Annotated in this window: 19 protein-coding genes, 1 tRNA gene and 2 pseudogenes; 10 read left to right on the top strand and 12 right to left on the bottom strand. The window is 70.4% G+C overall.

What is annotated here, in order from left to right; all coding sequences use genetic code 11:
* The first annotated feature begins 4 nt into the window (after window positions 1-4).
* Window positions 5-1,441 (top strand): NAD(P)/FAD-dependent oxidoreductase, encoded by a 1,437-nt coding sequence (locus OG507_RS37240; protein WP_327371511.1) that lies wholly within the window; start codon window positions 5-7, stop codon window positions 1,439-1,441.
* Complete coding sequence (locus tag OG507_RS37245; protein ID WP_327371512.1) at window positions 1,438-2,670, top strand: FAD-dependent oxidoreductase; 1,233 nt, start codon at window positions 1,438-1,440, stop codon at window positions 2,668-2,670. Before OG507_RS37240 ends, OG507_RS37245 begins: the two co-directional genes overlap by 4 nt.
* Window positions 2,671-2,677: 7 nt before the next feature.
* On the opposite strand, the gene OG507_RS37250 is transcribed toward OG507_RS37245, so the two are convergent.
* The 3 genes from OG507_RS37250 to OG507_RS37260 all read right to left on the bottom strand — a co-directional run bounded on the left by OG507_RS37250 (window position 2,678) and on the right by OG507_RS37260 (window position 4,589).
* Entirely contained in the window at window positions 2,678-3,190 is a 513-nt protein-coding gene (locus tag OG507_RS37250) for a hypothetical protein (RefSeq protein ID WP_327371513.1), read from the bottom strand.
* A gap of 105 nt (window positions 3,191-3,295) precedes the next feature.
* Window positions 3,296-4,051 (bottom strand): precorrin-6A synthase (deacetylating), encoded by a 756-nt coding sequence (gene cobF / locus OG507_RS37255; RefSeq protein ID WP_327371514.1) that lies wholly within the window; start codon window positions 4,049-4,051, stop codon window positions 3,296-3,298.
* 22 nt (window positions 4,052-4,073) lie between these two features.
* Window positions 4,074-4,589 carry a DUF309 domain-containing protein gene (locus tag OG507_RS37260; RefSeq protein ID WP_327371515.1) on the bottom strand — a complete coding sequence of 172 codons (516 nt, stop codon included), beginning with the start codon at window positions 4,587-4,589 and terminating at the stop codon, window positions 4,074-4,076.
* Window positions 4,590-4,698: 109 nt separating this feature from the next.
* Here OG507_RS37260 and OG507_RS37265 point away from each other — a divergent pair, with 109 nt between their 5' ends.
* Window positions 4,699-7,332: an ATP-binding protein gene (locus OG507_RS37265; protein ID WP_327371516.1), complete on the top strand. Its 2,634-nt coding sequence runs from the start codon at window positions 4,699-4,701 to the stop codon at window positions 7,330-7,332.
* Window positions 7,333-7,382: 50 nt separating this feature from the next.
* Window positions 7,383-7,456 (top strand) — tRNA-Pro (locus tag OG507_RS37270).
* A gap of 250 nt (window positions 7,457-7,706) precedes the next feature.
* Here the strand turns inward: OG507_RS37270 and OG507_RS37275 are convergent.
* From OG507_RS37275 to OG507_RS37285, 3 genes are all read right to left on the bottom strand, one after another.
* A complete protein-coding gene (locus OG507_RS37275) occupies window positions 7,707-7,829 on the bottom strand; it encodes a hypothetical protein (protein ID WP_327371517.1) in 123 nt (40 codons plus the stop codon).
* Window positions 7,830-8,107: 278 nt separating this feature from the next.
* Complete coding sequence (locus OG507_RS37280; RefSeq protein ID WP_327371518.1) at window positions 8,108-8,980, bottom strand: LysR family transcriptional regulator; 873 nt, start codon at window positions 8,978-8,980, stop codon at window positions 8,108-8,110.
* Window positions 8,981-9,133: 153 nt separating this feature from the next.
* Entirely contained in the window at window positions 9,134-9,712 is a 579-nt protein-coding gene (locus OG507_RS37285; RefSeq protein WP_327371519.1) for a Dps family protein, read from the bottom strand.
* Window positions 9,713-9,955: 243 nt separating this feature from the next.
* Between OG507_RS37285 and OG507_RS37290 the strand changes: the two genes are divergently transcribed.
* On the top strand, window positions 9,956-11,323 hold the full coding sequence (locus OG507_RS37290; protein ID WP_327371520.1) for a dihydrolipoyl dehydrogenase family protein: 1,368 nt from the start codon (window positions 9,956-9,958) through the stop codon (window positions 11,321-11,323).
* Window positions 11,324-12,435: 1,112 nt separating this feature from the next.
* On the opposite strand, the gene OG507_RS37295 is transcribed toward OG507_RS37290, so the two are convergent.
* On the bottom strand, window positions 12,436-12,924 hold the full coding sequence (locus OG507_RS37295; RefSeq protein ID WP_327371521.1) for a carboxymuconolactone decarboxylase family protein: 489 nt from the start codon (window positions 12,922-12,924) through the stop codon (window positions 12,436-12,438).
* A 117-nt stretch (window positions 12,925-13,041) separates the two neighbouring features.
* On the opposite strand from OG507_RS37295, the gene OG507_RS37300 reads away from it, so the two are divergent.
* Both OG507_RS37300 and OG507_RS37305 read left to right on the top strand, forming a co-directional pair.
* Window positions 13,042-14,013, top strand: coding sequence for a pirin family protein (locus OG507_RS37300; RefSeq protein WP_442811075.1), 972 nt, complete (start codon window positions 13,042-13,044; stop codon window positions 14,011-14,013).
* 420 nt (window positions 14,014-14,433) lie between these two features.
* The gene (locus OG507_RS37305) at window positions 14,434-14,847 is read left to right on the top strand and encodes a hypothetical protein (RefSeq protein WP_327371522.1); all 414 of its coding nucleotides are present in this window, start codon (window positions 14,434-14,436) and stop codon (window positions 14,845-14,847) included.
* On the opposite strand, the gene OG507_RS37310 is transcribed toward OG507_RS37305, so the two are convergent.
* Window positions 14,749-15,738 (bottom strand): helix-turn-helix transcriptional regulator, encoded by a 990-nt coding sequence (locus OG507_RS37310; protein ID WP_327371523.1) that lies wholly within the window; start codon window positions 15,736-15,738, stop codon window positions 14,749-14,751. The two genes, OG507_RS37305 and OG507_RS37310, sit on opposite strands and share 99 nt — an antisense overlap.
* A gap of 93 nt (window positions 15,739-15,831) precedes the next feature.
* Between OG507_RS37310 and OG507_RS37315 the strand changes: the two genes are divergently transcribed.
* Both OG507_RS37315 and OG507_RS37320 read left to right on the top strand, forming a co-directional pair.
* Window positions 15,832-16,230 carry a VOC family protein gene (locus tag OG507_RS37315; RefSeq protein WP_327371524.1) on the top strand — a complete coding sequence of 133 codons (399 nt, stop codon included), beginning with the start codon at window positions 15,832-15,834 and terminating at the stop codon, window positions 16,228-16,230.
* Window positions 16,231-16,508: 278 nt separating this feature from the next.
* A pseudogene (locus OG507_RS37320) lies at window positions 16,509-16,814 on the top strand (GNAT family N-acetyltransferase); the annotation flags it as partial.
* Window positions 16,815-16,978: 164 nt separating this feature from the next.
* Here OG507_RS37320 and OG507_RS37325 read toward each other — a convergent pair.
* The 4 genes and pseudogenes from OG507_RS37325 to OG507_RS37340 form a co-directional block, all read right to left on the bottom strand.
* Window positions 16,979-17,357 (bottom strand): annotated as a pseudogene (locus OG507_RS37325) (transposase); the annotation flags it as partial.
* Window positions 17,358-17,551: 194 nt separating this feature from the next.
* Complete coding sequence (locus OG507_RS37330; protein ID WP_327371525.1) at window positions 17,552-17,692, bottom strand: hypothetical protein; 141 nt, start codon at window positions 17,690-17,692, stop codon at window positions 17,552-17,554.
* 166 nt (window positions 17,693-17,858) lie between these two features.
* Window positions 17,859-18,713 carry an alpha/beta fold hydrolase gene (locus OG507_RS37335; RefSeq protein ID WP_327371526.1) on the bottom strand — a complete coding sequence of 285 codons (855 nt, stop codon included), beginning with the start codon at window positions 18,711-18,713 and terminating at the stop codon, window positions 17,859-17,861.
* Between the two features lie 76 nt (window positions 18,714-18,789).
* Window positions 18,790-19,515 carry an alpha/beta fold hydrolase gene (locus tag OG507_RS37340; RefSeq protein ID WP_327371527.1) on the bottom strand — a complete coding sequence of 242 codons (726 nt, stop codon included), beginning with the start codon at window positions 19,513-19,515 and terminating at the stop codon, window positions 18,790-18,792.
* A gap of 1,019 nt (window positions 19,516-20,534) precedes the next feature.
* On the opposite strand from OG507_RS37340, the gene OG507_RS37345 reads away from it, so the two are divergent.
* A complete protein-coding gene (locus OG507_RS37345) occupies window positions 20,535-21,752 on the top strand; it encodes a cytochrome P450 family protein (RefSeq protein ID WP_327371528.1) in 1,218 nt (405 codons plus the stop codon).
* Window positions 21,753-21,805: the final 53 nt, after the last annotated feature.

The following is a 21,805-nucleotide window of genomic DNA, read 5'->3' on the forward strand; positions in this document are numbered from 1 at the left end:
CGCGATGAACCCCACGATCACCACGGCCGGGGACCTGACGGCCGGAGACCCGACAGCCGGCCCGCCGGGCTCGCCCGTCTATGACATCACGGTCGTCGGCGCGGGCGTGGTCGGCGCCGCCATCGCCCGCGAACTGGCCCGCTACCGGCTGCGCACCGCCCTCGTCGACGCCTCGGACGACATCGGCAACGGCACATCGAAGGCCAACACCGCCATCCTGCACACCGGTTTCGATGCCGTACCCGGCTCGCTGGAAGCCCGGCTCGTACGCGAGGGACAGCATCGACTGCGTGCGTACGCCGCCGAGGCCGGCATCCCCGTCGAACGCGTCGGTGCCCTTCTCGTCGCCTGGGACGAGGAACAACTGGCCGCCCTGCCGACCCTGTTGGCGAAGGCCGAACGCAACGAATACCACGCGGCACGCCTCCTGGGCGCCGACGAACTACGGGCCCGCGAGCCCCATCTGGGACCGGGCGCCCTCGGCGCACTCGAAATCCCCGACGAAAGCATCATCTGCCCCTGGACGACCCCGCTCGCCTACGCCACCCAGGCCGTGCGGGCCGGAGTCCATCTGCACCTCAACTGCCGTGTGCAGCACGTCGAAAGCGGCGCCGACGTCCATACCCTCACCACCACCCGCGGGACACTTCGCACCCGCCATCTGATCAACGCCGCCGGACTGCACGCCGACGAGCTCGACCGGGAACTCGGCAACGACGACCTCACCGTCACCCCGCGCCGCGGCCAGCTCATCGTCTTCGACAAGCTCGCCCGCGATCTCGTCGGCCACATCCTGCTCCCCGTGCCCACCGCCGCCGGCAAGGGCGTCCTGGTCGCACCCACCGTCTTCGGCAACGTGCTGCTCGGCCCCACCGCCGAGGAACTCGACGACAAGGCCGCCACCGGATCGACCGCGGACGGCATCGCCCTGCTGCGCGAAATGGGCCGCCGCATCCTGCCCGGACTGCTCGACGAGGAGGTCACGGCCGTCTACGCCGGACTGCGCGCCGCCACCGGGCAGGAGGACTACCGCATCCAGGACCACCCGGACCGGCGCTACATCACCGTCGGCGGCATCCGCTCCACCGGGCTCACCGCATCCATGGCCATCGCCGCCCACGTCACCGAACTGCTCAGTGCCTCGGGCCTCGATCTCGGTACGCCGTGCGAACTGCCGCCCGTCACCCTGCCCAACCTCGGCGAGGCATTCCCCCGCCCGTATCAGGACGCCGAACTGATCGCCGGGGACCCCGCCTACGGCACGCTCGTCTGCCACTGCGAACGGGTCTCCGCGGGCGAGATCAGGGACGCGCTGAGCGGCACGATCCCGCCGCTCTCCCGAGACGGCCTGCGACGCAGGACCAGGGTCGGCAACGGGCGCTGTCAGGGGTTCTACTGCGGGGCCGCGGTCCGCGCCATGTTCGAGGAGGCCCGGTCATGACCCGGCGCGAGCGCACGGTCGACGTCCTGGTCGTCGGGGGAGGACCGGCCGGTCTCGGCGCCGGGACCGAACTCGCCGCGTCCGGTGCGGGCCGGGTCGAGATCCTGGAGCGCGAGCAGACCGCGGGCGGTATCCCGCGCCACTGCTTCCACGGCGGGTTCGGCGCCCGCGGCGGCAGGGGAGGGCTCAGCGGACCCGCGTACGCCGAGGAATGCGTCGCCGCGGCCGAACGGGCCGGAGCCGTCCTGCGTGTCGGCGTCACCGTCACCGGCCGGTCCGGACCGCTGACCTTCGACACCACCGCACCTACGGGCCTCGAACGGATCACCGCCCGCGCGGTCGTCCTCGCCACCGGCGCCCGCGAACGTCCCCGCAGCGCCCGCCTCGTCCCCGGCACCCGACCGCCCGGCGTCTACACCACCGGCGAACTCCAGCAGGCCGTCCACCTCCACCGGCAGCGGATCGGCACCCGCGCGGTCGTCATCGGTAACGAACCCGTCAGCCGTGCCGCGGCCGACACCCTGCGCACCGCAGGCCTGGACGTCGTCGCCATGGTCACCGACCAGCCGCCCTCGCGGTTCACCGCGCTGATCGGGCCCCGGGACCGCACCCCGCTCCTCACCCGCGCCACCGTCACCGCCCTGACCGGCCGGGAACGGCTCACCGGAGTGGCGCTGCGGCATCACGACGGCCGGACCACGACCCTGCGCTGCGACACCGTCGTCTTCACCGGCGACTGGATCCCCGACCACGAACTGGCCCGGCGTGGCGCGGTCGCCCTGGACCCCGGCACCCGCGGCCCCGCGTACGACGCCTCGTACCGCACGACCGAGACCGGGGTCTTCGCCGCCGGCAATCTGCTGCACGGTGTGGAGAGCGCCGCGATCGCGGCCGCCGAGGGACGGGCCGTCGCCGCGCCCGTACTGCGCCACCTGGCGGCGGAGCCCTGGCCCGCGGACCGGCCGCGCGTCGCCGTCGATTCCCCGCTGCAGTGGATCGCACCGAACCTCATCGGTCCCGGAACCGACTTCCCGCTCCACGGCCGATTCATCCTGCGCACCACCCGCAGACTGAATGCGCCGCTGCTCGTCGTCCGCCAGGACAGCCGTGTGCTCCACCGGCAGCGACTGCTGCTGCCCGCCGTACCGGGCCGTCCGTTCCATCTGCGTGCCGACTGGCTCGACCGGGCCGATCCGCGCGGCACGACCGTGCGGATCGCGGTGCGCTGAGCGTGCGTCAGGGAATCAGCAGCCAGTCCGAACCGATCGCCGCCAGCAGGCCGACGGCCAGCAGCCAACTGCCGAGCCGGGTGCGGCCGTTCCTGCTGAGCTCGATCACGATTCCGCACAGGATCAGCGCGAGTCCGTACACCCCGACCACCAGCACGGACGACCGGCTGGCGATCCGGAGCGCGAGAACGACCGCCATCGCCGCCATGCCGACCGACGAGAGAACGATGCGCAGCCGTCTTGCCTGACGTGGCGTCAGCTTGCGCTTGCCGGCCTCGGGATCGGTCTCGGGGACCGCCTCGGGAGCGGGCTCGCGAACAGCCTCGGCATCCGTCTTCGCAACGTCCTTCGCAACGGCCTCGGAAGCGGCTTCGGAAACAGCCTTGGCATCCGTCTCCGGGGCGTTCTTCGCAACGGCCTCGGAGGCGGCTTCGGAAGCGGCCTCGGCATCCGTCTCCGGAGCGGTCTCGGCGGCGGCTATCGCGGTGTCCACGGCCTGGTCCTGGTCAGAAGTGCTCATGAAGGCGGATCGTAATGGCTGCGAGCCGCCCTGTTCACCGCTCCGGCCGTCCGGACCGGGCCGCCTGCGCCACCGCCCGGGTGCGAACGGCGTACCCGTCGTGCCTCAGCCGCGACGGAGCAGATACGTATCCATGATCCAGCCCTTGCGGGCGCGCGCCGCGGCCCGCAGTTCCTCGATCCGGTCCGATACCTCGGCGAGGCGGCCGGAGACCAGGATCTCGTCCTCGGTACCCACGTACGCGCCCCAGTAGATGTGGAGGTCCTGGTCGAGATGGCGGGTGAACGCCTGCCGCGCGTCGAGCATCACCACCACGTCGTCGACCCCCTCGGGCCAGCCCTCGGCCAGCCTGCGGCCCGTCGTGATCTGCACCGGCCGCGCCACCCGGTTCAGCCCCGTGCGGTGCTTGGCCAGCAGCGCGGACACACTGCTCACCCCCGGGACCACCTCGTGGTCGAAGGAGACCGAACCCCGGTCGAGAATCTCTTCGAGGATCCCGAGCGTGGAGTCGTACAGCGCGGGATCGCCCCACACCAGGAACGCCCCGCACTCGTCCTCGCCGAGCTCCTGCGCGATGAATTGCTCGTACAGATCCGCGCGGCGCCCGCGCCAGTCGTCGACCGCCGGTGAATAGTCCGACGTCGCGCGATCCCGCTCCGGATCCCGTGCCTCGACGAGCCGGTACGCGGTGTTGCGTACATGCGCATCGAGGATGTCCCGCCGCAGCCCGGTCAGATCGGACTTCTCCTCACCCTTGTCGAGGATGAAGAACGCGTCCGCGCGGTTCAGCGCCTTGACGGCCTGCAGGGTCAGATGGTCGGGGTCGCCCGCCCCGATACCGATGACATAGATCTTTCTCACCGCACCGAGTCTGCCCCATGCCCTACGCCCCACCGCCCCCGGGCCGCAGACGCGGTGCCTCGTCGGCCGCGTCGACGGGCTCCACCGGCGCCTCCTGCCCCTCCTGCGCTTCCACCCGCCCCGCCAGTTCCTCGGCCCAGCCGACCAGTCCGCCGACCGCGATTCCGTGAGGCCGGGCGTCACCGAACTCAGCGAGAGCCACCGCGCCCCGCCGCAACAGCCGGGCCCCGCCCGTCGCATTGCCCCGCGCCGCATGCGTCAGCCCCACGGCCAGCTGCGCGAGAGCGCGCCACAACTCCCGCTCCGCCACCGGCCCCGACTTCCACGCGTCCTCGAACACCTCGTGCGCATGGAACGGCATCCCCGCGTCCAGCAGCCGCTGCGCATCGCGCACGGTCTCCTCGGGGGTACGGACCACACCCTCGGGCTGCCGCTCCACTCCCGGTGTCCCGTAGGGCAGGGGGCGTCCCAGCCCGTCACGCGGGCGCGCATTGCGCGCCCGGCCCTCGGCGTCGCGGTCCCTGCGAGTCTCGTCCACCCCTCGATTGTGCCCCGCACCTGCGGCGAACTGCCCGAACCACTGTCCGCGGACCCCCACGCACGACTAATGTCGACTGTCATCCGCACCACTTTTGGGGAGGGTAGGGATGAAGCAGTCTCGGCCGCTGTACGAGCGCGAACCGGAACTCGCCGCTGCCGCACAAGCCGTGGACGCCCTGTGCGGCGCCCAGGCAGCCGGCGGGCTGCTGATCTTCAGCGGCGAGGCGGGCATCGGCAAGACAGCGCTGCTCGCCGAGATCCAGAAGATGGCCGCCGACCGCTGCACGGTCTGGTCCGCACGCGGCGGCGAAACCGTCACGTCCGTGCCGTTCCACGTCGTACGCCAACTGCTGCAGCCCGCCCTCGACCAGTTCCCGCCCGACGAGGTACGGACCCTCTTCGGGGCCTGGTACGAGGCCGCCGCGCCCGCACTCGGACTCGCCGAACCCAGCGGCCCCCAGCCCGATCCGCAAGGTGTGCGGGACGGCCTGGACTGGGTCGTCTCCCGGCTCGCGTCCCGGCTGAGCCATCGTCCGCTGCTGCTCGTCATCGACGACGCCCACTGGGCGGACGGCGAATCCCTCGCCTGGCTCGCCTCGTTCACCGCCCGCCTCGGCGAACTGCCCGTCCTGGTCGTCCAGGCCCACCGGCCGGAAGAACTCGCGGCGCGGCAGCAGGAGAACGAACCGGGCGGCGCCCACCCCTCCCAGGTGCGGGTCGCGCTGCGCGCCCTGACCCCGGACGCCACCGCCGAACTGGTCCGCGCGGCCCTCGGCGAGCACGCCGACGACCCGTTCTGCCGCGAGGTGTGGGCCGTCACCGGTGGCAACCCCTACGAGGCGGTCGAACTCGTCGCCAAGGTCCAGGACCGTGAACTGGCACCCCTGGAGGAGTCGGCCGGGCTGCTGCGCGAACTCGGCGCGTCGGCCCGCGGCAGCGGACTCGTCGCCCGGCTCGAACGGCTCGGCACCAACGCCAACCGGTTCGCCTGGGCCGCAGCTGTGCTCGGCACGGACATCTCGCAGGAACTCGCGGCCACTCTCGCCGGAATGAGTCCCGCCGAGGCCGCCGACTGCACGGCGCGGCTGCGCGAGGCCCGTATCGTCACCGGCTTCGACCCGCTGGAGTTCGTCCACCCGCTGATCGCCACCGCGGTGTACCGCTCCATCCCGCCGGCCACGCGCACCGCTTTCCACGGCCGGGCCGCCTGGGCGATCACCCGTGCGGGACTCGGCCCCGCGGCGGCCTCCCGCCACCTCCTCGAAGTGCACCCGGACAACGACCAGGAACTCGTCGGGCAGCTCCGTGAAGCAGCCAAGCAGCACCTCGCGGTCGGCGCCCCGGAGGCCGCCCGCCGCTGCCTCGAACGCGCCCTGGAAGAGCCACCGAGCCAACGCGTGAAGGCCACCCTGCTGTACGAACTGGGCTGCGCCACACTGCTCAGCTCGCCCGCCACCACCGTCCAGCACCTGCGCGACGCCCTCGACATGCCCGGACTCGATGACGACCAACGGGTCGACGCCACCTACCGGCTCGCGGCCGCGCACTCCCACAACAACCAGCTGACGGAGGCGGCGAGCGCGCTTGCCGCCGAGGCCGCACGCACCGCCCCCGGGCCCGGCCTGATGCGGCTCCAGGCCGCCCACTTCCTCTGGGAGGGCATGCAGGCCTCCGAGGACGACGGACCCGCCCGCTCCGGCCGGCTCGCCAGGAACGCCGACCATCTGACCGGCCGCGACAACGCCGAGCGTGCCCTGCTCACCATCCGCGCCTTCGACGCCATGATGCGCGGCGAGAACGCCCAGCTCGTCGTCGACCTCTGTGAACGCGCCCTGGTCGACGGCCGCCCCGCCCGCGGACTCGGCTGGACCGATACCGAGTGGGGCTTCGAACTCCCGACCCTCGTCGGTATCACCTACGCCTTCACCGATCAGCTCGACCGGGCCGAGGAACTCTTCGGCGAGGCCGTCCGCGCCTTCGAGATCTCCGGCTGGAGCGGGGCGCACCTCGCGTTCGCGCACACCCTGCTCGGTCTGGTCCACCGCCGTCGCGGCCGGCTGGCGGAGGCCGAGGGCTTCCTCCGCGAAGGGCTGCGTCTGGCCGACCGTGTCGGCAGCGGACTGCCTGTCCACTGGGACGCGGCCTGTCTGCTCATCGACACCCTGGTCGCCCGCGGCCGTGTCACCGAGGCCCGCGAGATCGCCGACCGCTACGACTTCGGTGCGCCCTACCCCAGTGCGATGGTGCTGCCCGACGCACCGTGCGTGCGCGGTCGGCTGCTGCTGGCCGAAGGCCGTACGAAGGAAGCGATCAGCGAACTGGAAGCGGCCGGTCAGGCACTCGAACCCCGCGGCAGGTACAACGGCGTATGGGGTCCCTGGGCCGGCGATCTCGCCCGCGCCCTGGCCGAGGAGGACCCGGGCCGCGCCGCGCAACTCGCCACCTCGGCCCGGGTGCACGCCGAGCGCTTCGGCACGGACTCGGCGATCGGCGAGGCCCTGCGCTGCGTCGCCGTCTTCGCCCGCCCCGAGGACGCCACCCATCTGCTGGCCGAGGCGGTCCGCCACCTGGAGGCCTCCCCGTCCGCGTACGAACACGCCCTGGCCCTCGTCGACTACGGCATCGCGATCCGCTCCCCGCGCGAACTCGCCAGAGCCCACAAACTGGCCACGGCATGCGGCGCCGAATCCCTGGCACACCGCGCCCACCAGGGACGAGCGTCGATCCGGTCTTCGGAGTGAGGTAATGTTTGTCCTGCGCAACCGCCCGGGAACACCGGGGGGAATCGCATCGGGACGTGGCGCAGCTTGGTAGCGCACTTGACTGGGGGTCAAGGGGTCGCAGGTTCAAATCCTGTCGTCCCGACTGGAGACAGTCGCAGGTCAGGGCCGGTTTCGGAGAAATCCGAAACCGGCCCTCGGCCATTCTCGGGGACCGGTTGGGGACCGGCGTCAGCGAGTCATGACGATCGGGCCGGCAGGGAACGAGGTGCGCGGAGAGGGCTGCTCCGGCGACTGTACGTCCGGGTGGAGGTAGCGCTGGGCGATGGTCAGCGATCCGTGGCCGGCGAGGCGGCGCAGGACGTGCACTTGGACTCCGGCGTCGGCAAACCAGGTCAGTCCCGTGCCAGGGGGTCATGCCGACGCACGTGCTCGTAACCGAGCTTGGTGACCGCGTCGTCCCAGTGGGTCGCGTCGCGCAGGACCGCAGTGGAGCCCAGTCTTCTCTTCCGCCGCACGGCGGTCACCGAGCCTCGGCAATGTGCGTGAGCCCCTTGGTCCCGCACCGCGCACCCGCAGGTCGTCGCCACGGGGACCGTGCTTGCGACTCACTCGGCCAATTCGGAGCCGGGCGGACCGCCTGCCTACGCCCCGTGCCCGGGAAACCAGCTTGTCCGGGGCTGCAGCGGTGATACGCCGCGACCGCGGGATGGTGCTGGCGCCCAGCGGGCCCGGCTGACCTCGGGCCCGGCTCTTGGTGCGATGGCCGTCGACGCGGTCGTGAGTCGCCTCGCCGTCAGGTGATGTGCCGCAGCAGCGCGGCGACTGCCGGGGGTGCCTCGCCGGGAGGTCTTACCACCATGATCTTCCAGTTCGGCGCGTGCCGGTCGAACCGGTACTGGGGCAGATCGGGGAAGCGGGCTGCGATCGACTTGGGCATGATGCAGATGCCCAAGTCGTTGCGGACCAGTTCGGCTGCCGCGACGATGTCGTTCACCTCGAATGCCGTGCTGCGGTCGACGCCTGCGGCACGGAAGGCCCGATCGACCGCGTAGCGGATGGCCCAGCCGGGTGTGAAGTCCACTACCGGCAACCGGGCGACGTCGGCGAGTCGGACCTCGCCGTTCGGTGTCGTCCCGGCGATGACCCGCCGGGACGACGCAACCAGCACCATCTCCTCGCGGGACAGCAGCCGGGTCGTCAGTCCTCGCTGCTGTTGGCGGTCGAGCGCCACCACGGCCAGATCCACCGTGCCCTCACGCAGTGCCTGTCGGATGTCGGCCACCGCCGCCTGCCTCAGTTGGACCACCACACCTGGGTGCTCCGCCCGCAGCGCGGCCAGGGCGTGGTGGAGACCCGTCCAGACCCCCTGCATTGTGCCGACCGTCACCCGCCCGCGCAGCCGTCCCTGTACGGCGTCGACCGCCTCCCGTGCCAGTTCGGCGGCGCGGAGCGCCGCGCGTGCGGCGGGGACGAACGCCTCGCCGGCCGGTGTCAGGGCGACGCGGTGCGTCGTGCGGTCGAACAACGGCGTGCCCAGCTCACGTTCGAGGCCCCGGACCGTGCTGGATACGGCGGACTGGACCACGTGCAGTCGCCCTGCCGCCGCCGTGAACCCGCCCGCATCCGCCACCGCGACGACGACCGCCATCTGCCGCAGATCCATCATCCGCTCCCGACCAAACAGCGCTCCGTCCAATACAGAGACGACGATCTTCGATCCTTGCTGCGGCGTATGCGGACGACATCGTCGTCCGGGGGCCGGCTCATGCTCCTTCAGGCACGCGCTCCGGTACCTGCGGACGCGGACCGGCGGGATCCTTCAGGCGCGGACGAGCGGGGTGTCGACCAGGTGCTCGGCCAGGAACCAGGCCTGCAGTTCCCCGGTCCTGATCACCTGTGAGACCAGGAGATCGTTGGTGCCGTCGTCACCCAGCTCACCGGTCCGGGCGGCAGCGTCGTGGGCCTCGACGAGGATGGTCTCGTGGGCTTCCAGCAGTCGTGAGAGCATCGCCGGCACTTCCTCCACGCCGTTCGGAGGCCGCGGGATCGATGTGATCTCGGCGACGTGCCGGGGGTCGCCCACCGCGACGCCGCCCAGGGACTGGACGCGTTCGGCGATGGTGTCGACGATTTCCAGCTGCTCCCCCGCGTGCTTGTCGAGGACCAGGTGCAGTTGGTAGAAGGTCGCGCCGCGCATCAGCCAGTGATGCTTCTTGTAGAGGCCGTAGAGGATCTGAGTGTCTGCCAGGACCTTGTTCAGGCGCTGGCAGGAGTACATCCGCGCCTCGTAGGACAGGCCGATCGGGAACTGCTTGACGGTGCCGAACTCCTGGATCACCTCGCCCCTTTGGTGCAGCCACGGCTGGCTGCTGCTCACGGGCTTGGTACTGGTGGTCACGGTTCGCCTCCTGTGGTGCCGCGCTGTGCGTACCCGAGTGACGCTAGGCGCCCCGACGCAGGGCGCATTGACCGCGAGCGCATGCGGTGGTGTCCGCCAGTGCACAGTGCGCGGTGTCCCGTGCCAGGCGTTCGCTTTCGGGCAAGCCCCCGTGCGCTGTCGGGCACGGGCCTTCGGGCGGCCGATCTAGCCTCGGCCGGACGGCCCACGTCCGTGGAGCCCGAGGAACGAGGAGAGGCAGGCATGAGCGCGAACGAGCAGGCGGATGTGGTGGTCGTCGGGCTGGGGCCGGGTGGTGAGTACGTCGCGGGCACGCTGGCCGAAGCGGGGCTGGACGTGGTGGGGGTCGAGGCGGAACTCGTCGGGGGCGAGTGTCCGTACTGGGGGTGCGTGCCCAGCAAGATGATGATCCGGGCCGGGAATCTGCTCGCCGAGGCGGGCCGGGTGTCCGCCCTCGCCGGTGAAGCGGTCGTGACTCCGGACTGGGGCAGGGTCGCCGGGCGTATCCGCGGCGAGGCCACTGACGACTGGAACGACCAGGCCGCCGCCGGCCGTCTCGCGGCCAAGGGCGGCCGGCTCGTCCGGGGGACGGGTCGTCTCTCCGGGCCGCGCCGGGTGACGGTCGGCGACCGCAGGTTCGAAGCCCGGCGCGGTGTCGTGCTGGCCACCGGCACGCGGCCCCGGATCCCCCCGATGCCGGGTCTTGAGGGAACGCCGTACTGGACCAACAGGGATGCCATGGCGGCCAAGGAGCTGCCGGAGTCGATGGTCGTGCTCGGCGGGGGCGCCATCGGTGTCGAACTCGCCCAGGTCTTCGCCCGCTTCAAGTGTGCGGTCACGGTGATCGAGGGGCAGAACCGGCTGCTGTCGCAGGAGGAACCGGAAGCCGGGGAGCTGGCCGCGGAGGTGCTGCGGGCGGACGGAGTCACCGTACTCACGGGTGCTCGGGCACGGCATATCAGCCATGACGGCACCGAGTTCACCATCCGCCTTGAGGGTGACGGGGAGCCGCTCCGTGCCGAACGGCTTCTGGTCGCCACCGGGCGCTACGCCGACCTGGCCGCACTGGCGGTCGACACGGTGGGGCTGGATCCATCGGCGGGAGCCGTGAACACGGACGGGCAGATGCGGGCGGGGGAGGGGCTGTGGGCGGTCGGCGACATCACAGGCCGAGGCGCCTTCACTCATGTGTCGATGTACCAGGCGCAGATCGCCGTCCGGGACATCCTCGGACAGCCCGGCCTCGACGCCGACTACCGGGCGCTGCCCCGCGTCACCTTCACTGATCCGGAGATCGGGGCCGTCGGGTTGACGGAGCGGCAGGCGCGTGAGCGGGGGCTGCGGGTGCGCACCAGTGTGCTGCCCATCGCCTTCTCCACGCGAGGCTGGATCCACGGGCCGGGCAACGAGGGGCTCATCAAGCTTGTGGAGGACGCGGACCGGGGCGTGTTGATCGGCGCGACGTCGGCGGGGCCGGCGGGAGGCGAGGTGCTCTACGGGCTGAACGTGGCCGTCCACGCCGAGATACCCGTCGACCGGCTCCAGCATATGATCTACACGTATCCCACCTTCCACCGGACGGTCGAGGCCGCGCTCGGAGCCCTCCGCTGAGCCGCTCCCCGATCGCCCACGCGGCCCAGGCGCCCAGGCGGTGGCGCACCAGCCGGGCCGCGACCTCGGCAAGCCGCACAGGGCTGCCACCTCGCTGGAGCTTCTCTTCGACCTGTGTTTCGTGATCGCGGTGGTGCAGGCGTCCGGGAGTCTGCACGAGGCGCTTACCGACGGGGAGTACGCCACCGGTGTGGGCGCAGTCCGCCGGGATGACCCCATGGCATCCGCGCCACAAAGAGCCGTGGCCGAGTGGATTCCGTATCCCGTCGCGGCCGTCGGCGTCCTGCCCGCAAACGTGCCTTTGTGTAGGGGGAGACGCATCGGGCCGCCGCCCGCCGGGACAGCGGCCCGAGACACAAGACAGCGAGATCCGTAGGAGCTCCGCCCGGTGGAGCCTGTCCGCGTGCTGCGAACAGCACTGTCACAGCCTGGTCGGTCAACCGTCGTGTCACGGAGTAGGGGATCCCCATGGAGTCACGGACACAGTGCTGGATGTCGTCCACGGTCAGCAGGACCGGGCTTGTCTGCGCGACATGACTCTGCAGTGTCAGGACCGCGGCGCGCAGCACCTTTCCCTCCGGCGGCCGGGCGTCCGGAGCCGTCCCAGCACGGACTTCGGCGCCGAGGCGCCGAGCCGCAGTCCCTGGGCAGGGATCACGAAAAGTCCCGGATCAGGCAGCTGGTCGACGCCGCGGACGGGAGTGACCCGAGGGTGCTCGTGCTGAGCGGTGAGCCGGGGGCGGCAAAAGCACCCTGGTGGACTGGGCCGCCTCGCAGACCGAGGCCCACAGTCGACGCGTGCTCTGGGTACGAGGCTGCGAAGGCGAGAAGGATCTTGGTTTCGCAGGAGTGCACCAGCTGTTGCGTCCGGTACTCACCGGTGTCGAGCGGCTCCCCTCACGGCAGCGCGACGCCTTGCGCCGCGTATTCGGCATGGATCAGGCCGACGGATCGCAGGTGCCGGACCCGCTGCTGATCAGGCTCGGCGATTGTCGTTCAACCGCGAGGCCATCACCTCGACCTCCCGGCCGCCCTGGTCGGCTTCCGTGGTTGGTGGAAGCCGTTGCGTACGGCCGATGACTCGGCGGGCGCCCGGCCGGGGAGAAACCGGATCACTGCTGGGGGATCCCGCGCACGGGGTGCTTGCTCATGATGGAGACCCGGTTGAAAGCGTTGATGGTGATCGCCACCCAGATCACCGCGGAGATCTCGTCGTCGGTGAGGGTTCGGCGGGCTGCGTCGTAGGCGCTCTCCTGTGCGACAGCGTTCGCGGGCTCGGTGGTCGCCTCCGCCAGGGCGAGCGCCGCACGTTCCTGTGTCGTGAACAGTTCGGTGTCGCGCCAGGCGGCCAGCACGCCCAGGCGCTGGGTGGTCTCGCCCGCACGCAGCGCGGCCCGGGTGTGCAGGCTGAGGCAGTAGGCGCAGTTGTTGATCTGTGACACGCGGAGGTTGATCAGCTCCACGATCGTGCGGTCCAGCCCCGCGTCGGAGGCGACCGCGCGGACCGCGTTGGAGGTCTCGACCAGTGCGTGGTAGGCACTCGGACTCTGCTTGTCCACGAAGACCCGCCTGCTCACGGGGCCTGCCACAGTGCCGCTCAACCTGGACTCCTTCATGGGACGCTCGGGCCCGCTCGTCCTGTCGTTTGCTTGATGGGACGTCGGCTTACCATCAGACGTGATCATTGAACATGAAATCATCCCTGGGAGGGACGTGCGATGAGCGACGTCGAGAGGGAGCCCGCCGAACCGGGCCGCGGGGTCTCGGGCCACGGTGAGTATGTGCCGAAGGTCGATGTCCTCTCCGCGCGGGATGTCCCGTTGGGTGGTCCGAGGGCGATGAGGGTGCGGCGTACGCTGCCGCAGCGGGCGCGGACGCTGATCGGGGCCTGGTGTTTCGTCGACCACTACGGCCCCGACGACGTCACCGACACGGGTGGTATGGACGTCGCGCCGCATCCGCACACGGGTCTTCAGACGGTGAGCTGGCTGTTCAGCGGGGAGATCGAGCACCGGGACAGCATGGGCAGCCATGCGTTCGTGAGGCCCGGTGAGCTGAACCTCATGACGGGTGGGTACGGCATCAGCCACACGGAAGTCTCCACCGCCCGCACCACGGTCCTCCATGGCGTCCAGCTGTGGGTGGCGCTTCCCGGAGAACACCGGCATACCGGGCGTGACTTCCAGCACTACGTCCCGAGCCCGGTCCGGGTGGACGGAGCCGAAGTGAGAGTGTTCCTGGGGGCGCTGGCAGGTGACACCTCTCCGGTGCGGACCTTCACGCCCCTGCTCGGTGCCGAACTCGTCCTTGAGCCACGCTCGACGACCACACTCGCCGTCGACGCCGGCTTCGAGCACGGCCTTCTCGTCGACCACGGGGACGTCCGTATCGCCGGAACAGTCCTGCACCCGTCGGAGTTGGGCTACATCGGCACGGGAAGCGACACGCTCACGCTGGTGAACGAGACGGATGACGCCGCTCGGGTGGTCCTGCTCGGCGGGACGCCGTTCGAGGAACAGATCGTCATGTGGTGGAACTTCATCGGCCGGAGCTACGAAGACATCGCCGAAGCCAGAGAGGACTGGATGACAGGCGATCGCTTCGGAACTGTCCACGGCTATGACGGCCCGCCCATCCCGGCTCCTGTGCTGCCCAACATGCCCCTGAAACCCCGTGGGCGTGTGGGCTGAGCTGCGGACTCTTGGGTTTTGAGGAGCGTCCGGTCATGCCTGCGTCGTGCTGCGGGTGGCCGAGGTGTGGAGGCGGCTGAGAGCGCCTTGGGGGAAGGCCCTTCGGCGGGCGGGCGCCCGACGGCGTAATACCTGTTACCGCAGAGGCCGGGGCCGCGTACCTGGAGCTTTTGGCCCTGGTTGCTCTCGCTGCGGGTCCGGTGACGGCTGGGGGCCCCGGAGCCGAGGATCAAGAGTTGAGCCACTTCGTCTCCGAGGCAAAGGACGGACTCGACAGGGTTCGCCACCTCTCACAGCTGCGGTCCTTCACCACCGTAGATCCGACGGACGACCCTGCTCTTGTGTCCTTGCTCGTTCGAGGCGCCGAGGTGTGGATACGCAAATTCTTCCTACCCAGAGATGGTCGAGACGACGAACCTGATGCTCCTCGACGGCAACCCGGACGTCTGCGCGGCATTGCAGAAGCAGCTCGGATTCGACGGGACCGACGCGCTGGCCGCCCTCAACGCGATGGGCGACGCCGTGCACGACGCGATGGCGAAGGAACACGCGGACAATCGGCTGATGGAGCTCGCCAGGACCAGCCCGATGTCGATGTCCGAGCCCGATGCCGACCAGGCCACGGTTGCAATCGACGATATCGCCGCACACACGGGCATCACTGCGGAACGTGTCAGAGCCGTTGTCGAGCGGTTCCGCCTAGATGTGCCATCTCATGACACTGGTTCCTCGCGGTCAGGCCTGGCGGGCGTAGGACGCGAGGCGACCGGCGAGCGCGATGACGAGTTCTCGCAGTTCATCCGGGCGCTCGATGACGAACGGCCGGTCGAGTGAGGCGAGTACCGGAGGCAACCAATCGAGCCTCTCCGCCCGCAGCTCGACGCGCATCCAGCGCTCGGTCGCCCGGTCCTCGCCCGCCACGGGCGCGTACTCCTCCAGGCTCGCGACGCTGACGGGAAGGTGGGCGCGGATCTGCTCAACTGTCCCGTGGATCCGCAAGGTCACCTGATGCCGGTACTCGGCCGTGGCGAACCCTGACAACACACGCTGTGCAGGACCGGGCCCCACGGGTGCTTCGAACGAGCCGGGCAGGGTCCGCGCGTCCACGATGCGATCGAGCCGGAAGGTTCGGTCCTCGCCGATCCGGGCGTCCTTGCCCGTGACGTACCACCGGCCCGAATGGGCGACGATCCCGTACGCGTGCAGTGTGCGTTCGCTGCGCCGCCCGTCGCGGTCGGTGTAGCGGATCGAGACCGGTCGGCGGTGGCGCACCGCATCGGCGATGGTGAGCAGGACCCCAGCGTCCGGGGTGTCGAACTCGCCGGGCTGGTCCGTGAAGGCGAGAGCCTCCAGAAGTGTGTCGAGCCGACGGGCGATGTGCTTGGGCAGCACCCGCCGGATCTTCGCCGATGCCGTCTCGCTTGCTGTGTGCTGCGTCGTCGTCAGCCCTGCTCGGCGGCCGGCGACCAGGCCGAGCAGCACGGCCAGCGCCTCGTCGTCGCTGAGCATGAGCGGAGGCAAGCGGTACCCGGGGGCGAGCCGGTACCCGCCGTAGCGGCCGCGCACCGATTCCACGGGCACATCCAGGTCGATCAGCTGGTCCACATACCGCCGCACGGTGCGCCCTTCGACGCCGAGCCGGTCGGCTAGTTCGGCCACCGTCCGGGTGCCGCCCGACTGCAGCAGCTCCAGGAGTGTCAGCACGCGGGCAGTGGGTCGAGGCATGTGTACAACCTAACGCGAATACAGGACCGATTCTGTCCACTATTTCTCCTAGCCTGCGCAGTGCACGCTTCCAGCACGGCCAAGGAGATCCCCATGGACTTCGTCTCGATCCGCATCATCACCAGCGACGTAGCGCGCCTCGTCGAGTTCTACGAGCGAGCCACAGGGGCGCGGGCGACGTGGGCCACCGAAGACTTCGCCGAACTCAAGACTGTGGGCGCCACCCTCGCGATCGCCGGCACCCGCACCGTCCCGCTGTTCGCCCCGGGCTCTGCCCGCCCGGCGGACAACCACAGCGTGATCACCGAGTTCCTCGTCGACGACGTGGACCGCGTTCACCAGAACCTGACGGGCTTCGTCACCGACTTCGTCACCGAGCCCACGACGATGCCCTGGGGCAACCGGTCGCTGCTGTTCCGTGACCCCGACGGCAACCTCGTGAACTTCTTCACCCCCGTCACCCCAACGGCCATCGAAAAGTTCGCACGCTGACGCCACGCAAAGCCGCTCACGCGGGAGCCCCGAGATCCCGGAGCTCCCGGTGAACGCGGCCGCCGAGTCCAGGAGCGCCACCAGCAAAGGACATCGGCCGCCCCGCCACCAGCCCCGCCCGTACCCCCGAAGGCATCGCTGACCTGGTGGAGGTGCTGCGGCGGCAGACCAAGCACGGGCCGGCCCGGCTCGCCGCCGACCTGCAGCGGCTGCACGGCGTCACACTCGCGCCCGCGACCGTCCACCGCATCCTGGTGAGGCGAGGACTCAACCGGCGCCCGCAGTACGAGACCTGGGTGGCCGTGACCGGGAACAGCGTGGTGGGGCTCCTGGTGCTCAAGGGCGAGGAACTGAAGCAGCTCTACCTCGAACCGGAATGGCGCTGACAGGGCCTCGGCGACCGGTTCGTGTCCCTGGCCAAGCAGCAGCAGCCGGACGGCCTGTCGCTGTGGACGTTCCAGGTCAATGGCCCGGCCCGGCGCTTCTACCAACGGCACGGCTTCACCGAGGTCGAGCGCACCGACGGTCAGCGCAACCACGAGCGCGAGCCCGACGTCCGCTACGTCTGGCAGCCGCAGACGTAGTCGCTTCCCGCCCGTCCGGCCGGACGATGACGGTGGTCACCCGCACACCGGGTGACCACCGTCAGCGTGGGGCCCGCGGGGCTACGGCTACGTACATGACAATTCTGATCGTTGGCGGGTCCGGCTTCCTGTGGTCCGAGCTGCTCCGGCAGGCGAGAACGGGAGCGCTCGACGAGGTTCAGCCAGGACGAGCCGGTCGGTGTGAAGTGCAGATGGAACCGGGGGGTGGGCCGACAGCCACTTCTTGATCGCAGAGGTCTTGTGGGCGGCGTAGTTGCCGCAGATCAGGTGGATATCCAGATCGGCGGGCACTTCTTTGTCGAGCTTGATCAGGAACTTCTTGAACCCCTCCGCCCGATGCCTGCGGTGCAGGGAGCCGATCACTTTGCCGGTGGCGACTTCGAGGGCGGCGAACAGTGTGGTGGTGCCGGCGCGGACGCAGTCGTGGGTCGCCCGCTCGGGCGGGTCCACATACAGGCCCACGACGTCGTGGACCTTGCCGACGAAGTAGGGGTCCGTCGAGAGCTTGAAGGTCTCCGACCGGCGCGTCGCGTTCTTCGGAGCAGATCCGCCTCTATGTCAACGGCTGCCTCAAGGCCACCCAGCCCTTCACCACCCCCTGGCTCGCCACCGGATCCGTCACCCGCCTCGTTCCCGCCGTCGAGCACCTCGACGCCGGTCCAGTGGCGGCGCGCGTCGGCCAGGATGTCGTTGCCCTGGGCCGTGTGCAGCACTTTTCAGCAGCCCAGCAGGCGGACCAGGTCCTCCCGCAGGGCATCGGGAGTACCCGACGCCCGTTCGTCGGGCGCCCGGTCGGTATCTGGGCCCTGGGCCTGCCGCGGGCGCAGCTTTCCCGGTTCCGGATCGAGCAGTGCCATACGGCTCTCCGTTCCATTACGAGGTGTTCGGTCGTCATCGCGTGCGGCGCTTCGCCGGGTGAGGCCGGCCGTGAGGAAGCGATGGGGGACCGCGGCCGGAGGGCCACGGTCCCGGCACCATGTCCTCTTGCGGAAGGTCGCCGACGCGGGCGAGAAATGCGTCTGGTCAGTCGTCGGAGCGGACGGAACGGACCGCCCGCAGGATCAGGTCGGTGACAGGGCCGGGATCGCTCACGGCGGCTGCGTGCGGGGCGCGGACAGTGACCGTGTGGGCGCGGGCGCGCTCGGCCATCCAGCGCTCGGCGGTCGGCGGGATGTTGCGGTCCTCGGTGGCCACGAGGTACCAGCTGGGGATCCTCTTCCACGCGGCCGCGGTGGCCGGCTCCTGGAGAGCTGCCAGGGTGATCGGACGCTGTCCCGCGGCCATGACCTGGGCGGTCGGTCGGGGGACACCGGCCGCGAACTGCTTGCGGAACAGGTCCTTCTTGATGACCAGTTCCTCCCCCTGTCCGCCGTCGGGCAACGGGTAGTACTGGGTGGCGGTGGCCTGTCCCAGGGTGCTGCCGGGGAACTTGTCGGTGAGCTGGAGCGCGCTCTCCCCGATGTCGGGAACGAAGGCGGCTATGTAGACCAGCGCCTTGACCTGCGGGGCGTCGGCCGCGGCATGGCTGATGACCGCTCCGCCGTAGGAGTGCCCCACCAGCACGATCGGTCCGGTGACGCTGTCCAGAACGCTGCGAATGTAGGCGGAGTCGCTTGCCAGTCCGCGCAGTGGCAGGGCCGGGGCCAGTACACGGTGGCCCTGTCGCTGCAGGCGTTCGACGACCGCGCTCCAGCTGGAGGAGTCGGCGAACGCGCCGTGGATCAGGACGATGGTGGGTGCGGCAGGGCGCCCGTGCCGTTCGGCCGGACGGTCGGCCGTCGCCGATTGCGCGGCCCGCGCGACACCGGCGGTCCCCAGGGCGGCTGCGCCGGCCAGGAGGGACACGGTGACGGTGCGGCGTGAGATCGGTGGGTTCATCGTTCGCTCTCTGTGAAGGGGGAGGCGGTCGTGGTGTGACGGCCGGTCGGACGGGCGCGAGCTGGTGCGCGTGGGGTCAGTCGGAGGTGGCCCGTACGGCTTCCTCGATCAGGTCGACGACGCGCTCGGGGTGGGCGAGCATCACCAGGTGGGAGGAGTCGACCTCGACGGTGGTCATGCCGGCCCGCTGGTAGCCGTAGCGCTCCACGTCGGGGTTGATGGTGTGGTCGGACGAGGCGACCAGGCCCCAGGACGGCTTGGTCTTCCAGGCCGCGGCCGGGGCAGCGTCGGCGAAGGCCTGTGCGGCCAGCGGGCGCTGGGATACGGCGAGGACGGCGGCGAGACGCGGATCGATGTCGGCGGCGAAGATGGACGGGAACTTGTCGATCTGAACCGAGACGTCGGTGCCGGGAGTGGTCGAGCCCTCGATCGGGAAGGGGGTGTAGACGAGTGCGGCGGCGAGGTCGCTGTCCGGGAAGCGGCCCTGCAGTTCGCCGAGGCTCTCGCCCTTCTCCAAGGCGTAACCGGCCAGGTAGACCAGTGCCTTGACGTTGTCCTCGGTGCCGGCGACCGTGATGACGGCGCCACCGTAGGAGTGGCCCACCAGGACGACCGGACCGGGTATCTGCCGGACGATGGAGGCGACGTAGGCGGCGTCCCCTATCAGGCTGCGGTTGGGCACGGCCGGGGCGACCACGTTCAGGCCGCGGGCGATCAGCCGGGGGATGACCTGGGCGTAGCTGGAGGCGTCGGCGAAGGCGCCGTGCACGAGGACGACGGTCGGCTTGTCGGAACTGGGCATGGGGAAACTCCCTCATCAATGGGGTGGTGGCTGTCGCACGGCCTGTCGGCCGAGTCGGGGCTGCCGTGGTGGCCCCTTTGCCGTGAGATGTCGCGGGCCGGCCTCGGGGTCGGTTGGTGTGCGGTGTGCACTGACCGGGCGGCCGTGGACTCTGCCGGAGGGTTCCCGTCGGACTCCGCGCGGGGGTCTTGTCGAGCGGGAAATCGCCGACACGTGAGCAACTTTAGGGACTGCCGAGCGGCGTGTTTTTCTTTCCGCGCCCTGGCTGTGGCCTGTGCGTGCCCACGTTCCGCTGCGGTTCCCCGAGTCGCGGGCGATCCCCTTCCATACGTCCAGGACGTCGTATGCCTGTCCGACGGCGCTGAAGTCCTCGCCCCACAGGGTCAGCACCGGGCAGTCGATGAGCTGGTCGGCGTCCTCCCGGTCCTGGGCGACGTCCTGGGGGGTAAGTCCATACAGGATTCCCGCACCGCCCCCGGCTCCTGCCGGTGGTCTCCCTGGTGTTGGGCGCCATCGTGCTCAACGAGGAAATCGGCCTCCGTGCCGTAGCGGGAATGATCTTCGTGCTCACCGGTGTGGCCATGACGCGGCGACGGCCACCGGCGTCCTCGGCCGCTGCGGCGCCTACCGCTCCGGCGGCCGAGGCCGTGCGGGAGAACTGACACCCGACCGTGCCACGATCTCTGGACGAACGGACCATGCAGCCCAACTCTCCTTTCCGGGCAGCGGATTTCCGTACTCTGTTCGCCGCGACCGCCCTGAGCCGGCTGGCCACCAACACCGGTTACGTCGCCGTCCCCCTCATCGGCGTGTGCTGAGCACCGCGGACCTGGCGCGTGCCGCACTGTTCGTCTCCGTACCCATGGCCTGGAGGCCGGGGTGTCTCACGCACTGGCAGCTCTGGCGATCCCGCCCTTCGGTGGCGCCCCGGGCCCACTACGCTGGGGTACGTAACCGCTCGAAATGGTGCAAACTTCGTGAATGGATGCGAAGAGTTGCGATGCCCTATGGGAGGCACGATGAGTCAGCAGCCAGTCCTCCTGCCCTACGCCGACCCGGCCTTCCTGGCGGACCCCTTTCCGCTCTACCGAAAGCTGCGCGAGGACGGCCCGGTGCGACGCGTCGTCATCGCCGGTGGCCTGGAAGCCTGGCTGGTCACGCGGTACGAGGACGGCCTCATGGCCCTGTCCCACCCCCAGCTGAGCAGCGACGTCCGCGACGCCGCGGACCCCCGGCTCATCGAGCGGCTGCCCGCCACCGACCGCGAGTCCGTGCTGCGCACCATGCTCCGCTCCGATCCGCCCGACCACACCCGCCTGCGCCGACTGGTCTCCAAGGCGTTCACCGCGCGCAGAGTGGCTGAGCTGCGGCCCCGTGTCCAGGAGATCGCCGACCGGCTGCTCGACGCGATCGTGCCGGCCGGCCGCGCCGACCTCATCGAGAGCTACGCGCTGCCACTCCCGGTCACCGTGATCGGTGAACTGCTCGGGGTGCCTGTGACCGACCGGCGCGACTTCCAGCAGTGGACCGACGAGATGATCCTCCGGGGGACTGAGCCGCCGGATCCGGTCCGGGTGGACGCGGCATGGCAGCAGCTGCGCTCCTATCTGACCGAACTCCTGGACGCCAAACGGGCCCGGCCCGGCGACGACCTGCTCAGCGCGCTGACCGTCGCCCGGGACGAGGAGCAGCGGCTGGACGAGGATGAGCTGATCGCGATGGCCTTCCTGCTGCTGGCGGCCGGATACATCACCACGGTCAACCTGATCGGCAGCGGCATCACCGCACTGCTCGCCCACCCCGACCAGCTTCGGCTGCTGCGGAACGATCCGGGGCTGCTGCCGGGCGCGATCGAGGAATTCCTGCGCTACGACGGACCGGTCAACCCCGGCATCGCCAGGTTCGCGCGCGAGGACGTCACCATCGCCGGGGTGGACATCCCGCGCGGCGCGACCGTGCTGGTCGCCTCCGCCATCGCCGACCGCGACCCGGAGCAGTTCCCCGAACCCGACCGCCTGGACATCGCCCGGCAGGACAACGCCCACCTCGCGTTCGGACACGGCATCCACTACTGCCTGGGTGCGCCGCTCGCCCGGCTGGAGGGTCAGATCGCCATCGGCACCGCGCTGCGCCGCCTTCCCGGCCTCGCCCTGGCCGTGCCGGCCGACGAACTGCGGTGGCGGCCGGGCGGATTGCGCGGCCCGCAGTGCCTGCCCGTCACCTTCACACGGCTCTGAACCGGCTGACCGTCGTGCGGTGGGCCCCGGAATGTACGGCATCGACGGTACGG

The sequence above is a fragment of the Streptomyces sp. NBC_01217 genome (assembly GCF_035994185.1).
In the GTDB taxonomy this organism is placed as follows: Bacteria; Actinomycetota; Actinomycetes; order Streptomycetales; family Streptomycetaceae; genus Streptomyces.